The organism is Oceanicola sp. S124, from assembly GCF_000220565.1.
GTDB lineage: Bacteria > Pseudomonadota > Alphaproteobacteria > Rhodobacterales > Rhodobacteraceae > Pseudooceanicola.
In genome coordinates this window covers 1-6,828 of the sequence record NZ_AFPM01000049.1, presented here as the reverse complement: position 1 = coordinate 6,828, position 6,828 = coordinate 1, and the positions used below count along the sequence as shown (strand labels likewise).

At 67.8% G+C, this 6,828-nt stretch carries 6 protein-coding genes and 1 pseudogene; 6 read left to right on the top strand and 1 reads right to left on the bottom strand.

The features are described from left to right. Positions 1-254, top strand: a pseudogene (locus tag OS124_RS23710) (aspartate aminotransferase family protein); the annotation flags it as partial. Here OS124_RS23710 and OS124_RS0104760 read toward each other — a convergent pair. Then, positions 251-817, bottom strand: a complete 567-nt coding sequence (locus tag OS124_RS0104760; protein WP_010138215.1) for a TlpA disulfide reductase family protein — start codon at positions 815-817, stop codon at positions 251-253. The pseudogene OS124_RS23710 and the gene OS124_RS0104760 sit on opposite strands and share 4 nt — an antisense overlap. Positions 818-836: 19 nt before the next feature. Between OS124_RS0104760 and argH the strand changes: the two genes are divergently transcribed. From argH to OS124_RS0104735, 5 genes are read left to right on the top strand one after another with little or no spacing between them, the layout of a single operon-like run. Further along, positions 837-2,228 (top strand): argininosuccinate lyase, encoded by a 1,392-nt coding sequence (argH, locus tag OS124_RS0104755; protein ID WP_029375180.1) that lies wholly within the window; start codon positions 837-839, stop codon positions 2,226-2,228. Next, positions 2,207-2,404: a hypothetical protein gene (locus OS124_RS0104750; RefSeq protein ID WP_010138213.1), complete on the top strand. Its 198-nt coding sequence runs from the start codon at positions 2,207-2,209 to the stop codon at positions 2,402-2,404. The genes argH and OS124_RS0104750 overlap by 22 nt, the downstream gene beginning before the upstream one ends. A 4-nt stretch (positions 2,405-2,408) precedes the next feature. Further along, complete coding sequence (locus tag OS124_RS0104745; protein ID WP_010138212.1) at positions 2,409-2,723, top strand: DUF2834 domain-containing protein; 315 nt, start codon at positions 2,409-2,411, stop codon at positions 2,721-2,723. Between the two features lie 51 nt (positions 2,724-2,774). Beyond that, positions 2,775-4,040, top strand: a complete 1,266-nt coding sequence (lysA, locus tag OS124_RS0104740) for a diaminopimelate decarboxylase (RefSeq protein ID WP_010138211.1) — start codon at positions 2,775-2,777, stop codon at positions 4,038-4,040. Positions 4,041-4,073: 33 nt separating this feature from the next. Next, positions 4,074-6,671 carry a TIGR02302 family protein gene (locus tag OS124_RS0104735; RefSeq protein WP_010138210.1) on the top strand — a complete coding sequence of 866 codons (2,598 nt, stop codon included), beginning with the start codon at positions 4,074-4,076 and terminating at the stop codon, positions 6,669-6,671. Positions 6,672-6,828 lie beyond the last annotated feature (157 nt).

The following is a 6,828-nucleotide window of genomic DNA, read 5'->3' as shown; positions in this document are numbered from 1 at the left end:
CCGGGCTTCGAGATCGTGACGGAGCCCTTCCTGTCGCTCTTTCGTTCCGCCCCGTCGCGCCCGAGGGGGCGGATGCAGAGGCCCATACCCTGAAGCTGCTCGAGGCGATCAATGCCGACGGGCGGATCTACCTGACCCAGACCCGCGTCGCGGGGCGGCTGGTGATCCGTTTCCAGGCGGGCAGCTTCGAAATGACCGAAGCCGATGCCGACACCGCCTTCGAGGTGATCACCGAGCTGGCGAGAGGGCTCTAGGAGCCCTCGGCCATGAAGGCGTCGTAGACCGCGTGGGCCTCTTCCGCGTTCCAGTCGGCGCCACCGATCAGCCGCGCGACCTCGCGGCCCTCTGGATCGACGATCAGGGTGACGGGCAGGCCGAAGACGGCGGCGCCCCGGGCCTGGGCGCTTTTCGGATCGCGGAAATGGGGCAGGGCGGCGGCGCCCTCTTCTTCGAGGAACTGCGCGACCTTCTCGGGGGCATTGGGGCCCGAGGCCAGCGTCACCACGGCGAAATCCTCGCCTTCGCGCGCGGCCTGCAGGGCGGCCAGCGTCGGCATCTCTTCCCGGCAGGGGGCGCACCAGACGGCCCAGAAGTTCAGCACCACCCATTTGCCCGCGTAGTCGCCAAGGCTGGCGGTCCCGCCGCCGTCCTCCCACAGAAGGCCGGTATCAAGGGCCTTCGGGTCCTCAAGCACCTGCAGCTTGCGCATTTCACCGGTCAGCAGCTCTTCGATGCCGTCGGGCGCGGCCTGAACGGGACCAGAGATTGCGCCCAGCAGGGCTGCGGTATAAACCAGCGCGGACAGTAATTTTCTCATCTTTCCTCCGAGGGTCCCGATGACCGATAGCCAAGCGAACCAGATGTGGGGCGGCCGTTTCGCCGAAGGCCCCGATGCGATCATGGAGGCGATCAACGCCTCGATCGGTTTCGACAAACGTCTGGCCCGACAGGACATCGAGGGCTCGCGCGCCCATGCCGCCATGCTCGCCGCGCAGGGCATCATCACGGATAAAGATGCCGAGGCCATTCGGGAAGGCCTCCTCACCGTTTTGTCAGAGATCGAGGGCGGGACGTTCCAGTTCTCGACCGCGCTGGAAGACATCCACATGAACGTGGAAGCGCGCCTGAAGGAGATCATCGGCGAGCCCGCAGGCCGCCTGCACACCGGGCGCTCGCGCAATGACCAGGTGGCGACCGACTTCCGCCTCTGGGTCCGTGATCAGGCCGATGCGGCCATCGGCGGGCTTCAGGCGCTGATCAAGGCGCTGCTGGTGCAGGCCGAGGCGGGCGCCGAGTGGGTCATGCCCGGCTTCACCCACCTGCAGACCGCCCAGCCCGTCACCTGGGGCCATCACATGCTGGCCTATGTCGAGATGTTCAGCCGCGACCTGGGCCGGTTCACCGATGCCCGCGCCCGGATGAACGAATCCCCCCTCGGCGCGGCTGCCCTGGCCGGGACCTCCTTCCCGCTGGACCGCGAGATGACCGCCAAGGCGCTTGGCTTCGACCGGCCGATGGCCAACTCGCTGGATGCCGTGTCGGACCGCGACTTCGCGCTGGAATTCCTTGGCGCCGCCTCGATCTGCGCCATGCACCTCAGCCGCTTTGCCGAAGAGCTGGTGATCTGGTCCTCGGCCCAGTTCCGCTTCGTCGTGCTGAGCGACCGTTTCTCCACCGGCTCGTCGATCATGCCGCAGAAGAAGAACCCCGACGCGGCAGAGCTGATCCGTGCCAAGATCGGCCGGATCTTCGGGGCCAATGTCGCGCTGATGACCGTGATGAAGGGCCTGCCGCTGGCCTATTCCAAGGACATGCAGGAAGACAAGGAACAGGTCTTCGACGCCGCCGACAACCTGATGCTGGCGCTGGCCGCGATGACCGGCATGGTCAGCGACATGAAGGCCAATGTTCCCGCGCTGGAAGCTGCCGCCGGTGCCGGCTTCTCGACCGCCACGGACCTTGCGGACTGGCTGGTGCGGGTGCTGGGCATGCCCTTCCGCGATGCCCACCATGTCACCGGCTCGCTGGTGGCCCTGGCCGAGGGCAAGGGTTGCGATCTTCAGGATCTGTCGATGGCCGAGATGCAGGGCGTCGAGCCGCGCATCAACCAGGAGGTCTATTCGGTTCTGGGGGTGCATAACTCGGTGGCCTCCCGTATGTCTTTCGGGGGCACCGCGCCCGAACAGGTTCGCAAGCAGGTGGCGGCATGGCAAGCACGTCTGGACTGAAACTGGCCGCGCTGGCGGGGCTGATCGCCTTGCTGGCAGGCTGTGGTGTCGATGGCGCGCCGCAACCGCCCGGCGGGGCCGCCTGGCCCGGCGCCGGCATCGACCGCTCTGGCGCCGAGACCACCGGCATCGGGGTCTCGGGCGAAACGCTCTATGGCTCCCAGGCCGAGGCCTGAAGGCATGGCTCCGCTGCGCATTCTCTTTCTGGCCCTCGCGGTCTGGGGCAGCCTGCATCCGCTGGCACTGATCTTCCAATGGTTTGCCGAGAACGGCATCAGCCTGACCGGGCTGATCGCCGCCTGGCGGTCCGGTTGGGCCAGTTCCGCGCTGTTCTGGGATCTGGTGATCTCGGCCATCGCGCTGACCGCCTGGGTCCTGGCCGAGTGCCTGCCCCGCCGCGACCGCATCGGCCTTCTGGCCATTCCGGCCACCTTCTGCATCGGCGTGAGCTGCGGCCTGCCGCTCTATCTTTTCCTGCGCTCTCGCAGGGTGTAAGGCCGATTCCGGCGCGGGCCGCGCCGCTGACCCCGACTCAAGGAGGGACCCATGGATCACTTTCTCTACCGTGACGGCATGCTGCATGCCGAAGACGTCCCCCTGAGCGAGATCGCGGCCGAGGTCGGCACGCCCTGCTACGTCTATTCCACCGCCACCCTGACCCGGCATTTCCGCCTCTTCGACGAGGCGCTGTCGGGCATGGATCACCTTGTCTGCTACGCCATGAAGGCGGCCAGCAACCAGGCGATCCTGAAGCTGATGGCCAGCCTCGGGGCGGGCATGGACGTGGTTTCGGGCGGGGAATACGCCCGTGCCATCGCCGCGGGCGTGCCAGGCGACAAGATCGTCTTTTCGGGCGTCGGCAAGACCCGCGAAGAGATGACCGCGGCTCTGAAGGGCGGCGTGCGCCAGTTCAACCTGGAAAGCGAACCCGAGATGGAGGCGCTGAACGAAGTGGCCCTGTCGCTGGGTGTCGTCGCCCCTGTCACTGTCCGCGTAAACCCCGACGTCGACGCGAAAACCCACGCCAAGATCGCCACCGGCAAGAGCGAGAACAAGTTCGGCATCCCGATCTCCCGCGCGCCCGAGGTCTATGGCCGCATCGCGCAGATGAAGGGGCTGAAGGCGGTCGGGATCGACGTGCACATCGGCTCTCAGCTGACCGACCTCGAGCCCTATCGCCAGGCCTTCACCAAGGTGAAGGAACTGACGCAGGTCCTGCGCGATCAGGGCCATGATATCATCCGCCTCGACCTCGGCGGCGGGCTGGGCATTCCCTACGACCGGGGCAACTCGGCGCCGCCGCTGCCGGTGGAATACGGCGCGCTGGTGCGCGAGGTGCTGGGCGACACGGGTTGCGAGATCGAGATCGAACCGGGCCGCCTGATCGCCGGCAATGCCGGGATCATGCTGTCCAAGGTGATCTACGTTAAGGAAGGCGAGGGGCGGAACTTCCTGATCCTCGACGGGGCGATGAACGACCTGATCCGCCCGGCCATGTACGAGGCGCACCACGATATCGTGCCGCTGGTCGAGCCCGCTCCGGGCGCCGAGCAGAGCCCCTACGACATCGTCGGCCCGGTCTGCGAGACCGGCGATACCTTCGCCAAGGGGCGCAACATGCCCGTGCTGAAGGCCGACGACCTCGTGGCTTTCCGCTCGGCCGGGGCCTATGGCGCGGTGATGGCCAGTGAATACAACACCCGCCCCCTCATTCCCGAGGTGCTGGTGCATGGGGATCAATTCGCCGTCATCCGTTCCAGACCCTCCTATGAGGAAATCATTAACCGCGATACGCTACCCGGGTGGATGTAGCGCGATCCCCGCGCTGCCCGCACGGGACGGAGCATGGCTGACCAGACGCGATATACCCAGACGCTGCGCCGCCTTCGCTGGCCGCTTTTCCTGACCCGGGCAGGGCTGCTCTCGGAACGCGTGGTCCGTGCCTTCTGGCCGCTCTGGACGCTGGGGCTTCTGGTGCTGGCCGCGCTGATGCTCGGCGTGGTCGGGATCCTCTCGACCGAGATGCTCTGGGGGCTTGGTGCGCTCTGCAGCATTGCCGCACTGGCGTTGCTTGGTCACGGGCTCTGGCGCTTCCGCTGGCCGACCCGGAACGAGGCGTTCCGCCGCCTCGACGGAACGCTGAAAGGCCAGCCATTACAGACACTTCGTGACGATCAGGTGCTGGGCGGGAATGACCCGGGCTCGGCCGCTCTCTGGGCCGCGCACCGCGACAGGATGGCGGCGCGGGCGGCCTCGGCGAAGGCGCCGAAACCGGATCTGACGCTCTCGCAACGCGATGCCTTCGGGCTGCGCTACGTGGCGCTTCTGCTGCTGCTGGTCGGCGGTCTTTTCGGCTCGATCTGGCGTGTCGGCGATCTGGGCGATGCCCTGCCCGGCGCCGCCCAGGCCGCCATCGGCCCCTCGTGGGAGGGCTGGGTGGAGCCACCGCTGCACACCGGACTGCCGACGATCTACCTCGGCGACATCACCGGCGAGGTGCTGAATGCGCCGCAGGGCGCGCTGGTGACGATGCGATTCTATGGCCCCGAAGGGCGGCTGGAACTGGCCGAAACGGTCTCGGGCCGGGTGGGTGAGCTGCCTTCCGCCACCGCCCCTGCCCAGGATTTCACCATCCGCCAGGAAGGGCGGCTGGCGGTCGAAGGCCCGGGCGGGCGCGAATGGCGCGTGGCGCTGATCCCTGACCGCGCGCCCTCGGTCACCATCGACGGGCCGGCCGAGGCGGATGTCGAAGGCCAGCTGACCATGCCCTTCTCGGCCCGCGACGACTATGGCGTGGTGACCGGCAAGGCGCTGATTTCGCTTGATCTGGACGCGGTGGACCGGCGCTACGGCCTGGCCCCTGCGCCCGAGCCGCGCGCGCCGATCGAGATCGCGCTGCCGCTGCCGCTTTCCGGCTCGCGCGCCGAGTTCACCGAGGCGCTGGTCGAGAATTTCTCTGAACACCCCTGGGCCAACTTGCCGGTGACGGTGTCGCTGACGGTCGAGGATGCCCTTGGCCAGTCGGGGCGCAGCGAGGGCTATGACATGCTGCTCGACGCGCGGCGGTTCTTCGATCCGCTGGCCGCGACGCTTATCGAGATGCGCCGCGACCTGCTATGGAACCGCGACAATGCGCATCGGGTGACGCAGGTACTGCGCGCGGTGCGCTGGCATGGCGAGGGGCTTTTCCCCAGCGAGACGCTTGCAATGCGGTTGGACCGGCTGGTGCGCAGGGTCGAGACCATCCAGCGGTTCCGCCCGCTGTCCGACGATCAGGTCGCCGAGGTGACGCAGGCGCTTTGGGACATGGCTCTCGAGATCGAAGAGGGCGACCTGGCCGATGCCCGTGCCCGCATGGAACGTGCGAAGCAGCGGCTGGAAGAGGCGATGCGCAACGGCGCGTCGGACCAGGAGATCGCGCGCCTGATGCAGGAATTGCGCGACGCCACGCAGGATTACATGCGTCAGCTGGCGCAGCAGCAGGCCCGCGAACAAGGGCAGCAACAGGGCCAGCAGCAAGGTCAGCAGGACATGGAAAACGCCATGCGCATGACCCAGGATGACATCCAGCGCATGATGGACCGCATCCAGGAGTTGATGGAGCAGGGCCGCATGGCCGAGGCTCAACAGGCGCTGGAAGAGCTGCAGCAACTGCTTGAGAACATGCAGATGACCGAGGGGCAGGGTGGCGAGGGCCAGCAGAGCCCCGGCCAGCAGGCGATGGAGGGGCTGGGCGAGACGCTGCGCAACCAGCAGCAGCTCTCCGACGATGCCTTCCGCGACCTGCAGGACCAGTTCAATCCCGATGGACGGCCCGGCCAGCAGCAGGGCCAGGAGCAAGGGCAGGAGCAAGGGCAGCAGCAAGGCGAGGGCCAGCAGGGTCAGCAGGGCGAAGGCCAGCAGCAGGGCGGATCTCAGGGCCAGGGCGGCGATCAATCCGCGCCCGATGCCGAAGGGCTGGCGGAACGCCAGCGCGCGCTTCGCAACGAACTGGATCGCCAGCGCGGCAACCTTCCCGGTGCCGGAACCGAGGCCGGGCGCGCCGCGCGCGAGGCCCTGAACGATGCGGATCGTGCCATGGGTGGTGCCGAGGAGGCCCTGCGCGAGGGCGATCTGGCCGAGGCCATCGACCAGCAGTCCCGCGCCATGGACGCGCTGCGCGAGGGCATGCGCAATCTCGGCGAGGCGATGGCGCAGCAGGATCGTCAGATGGCCGGCGAGCAGGGCGAGGCCGAGGGCGACACCCCCGGTCAGCGCAATGATCCGCTGGGCCGCAACGCGGGCACCAACGGCGCACTGGGCAATGAGCGCGAAATGCTGAGCGATGAGGAAATCCGCCGCCGTGCGCAGGACCTGCTGGACGAGATCCGCCGCCGCTCGGGCGAGAATGCCCGAACCGCCGACGAACGGGACTACCTGCGCCGTCTGCTGGATCGCTTCTGAGGCCTCCGCCCCGACGGCGCTTCGGCAGGGCGGAAACTCCGCTTGCCAGACGGACGGACCGTAGGCACGCCCGCTCACCGCTCACCGCTCACCGCTCACCGCTCACCGCTCACCGCTCACCGCTCACCGCTCACCGCTCACCGCTCACCGCTCACCG

Bases quoted from the DNA above. Each gene is read 5' to 3' on its own strand.
- OS124_RS0104760 (WP_010138215.1), bottom strand. From the start codon at position 817: ATGAGAAAATTACTGTCCGCGCTGGTTTATACCGCAGCCCTGCTGGGC.
- argH (WP_029375180.1), top strand. From the start codon at position 837: ATGACCGATAGCCAAGCGAACCAGATGTGGGGCGGCCGTTTCGCCGAA.
- OS124_RS0104750 (WP_010138213.1), top strand. From the start codon at position 2,207: ATGGCAAGCACGTCTGGACTGAAACTGGCCGCGCTGGCGGGGCTGATC.
- OS124_RS0104745 (WP_010138212.1), top strand. From the start codon at position 2,409: ATGGCTCCGCTGCGCATTCTCTTTCTGGCCCTCGCGGTCTGGGGCAGC.
- lysA (WP_010138211.1), top strand. From the start codon at position 2,775: ATGGATCACTTTCTCTACCGTGACGGCATGCTGCATGCCGAAGACGTC.
- OS124_RS0104735 (WP_010138210.1), top strand. From the start codon at position 4,074: ATGGCTGACCAGACGCGATATACCCAGACGCTGCGCCGCCTTCGCTGG.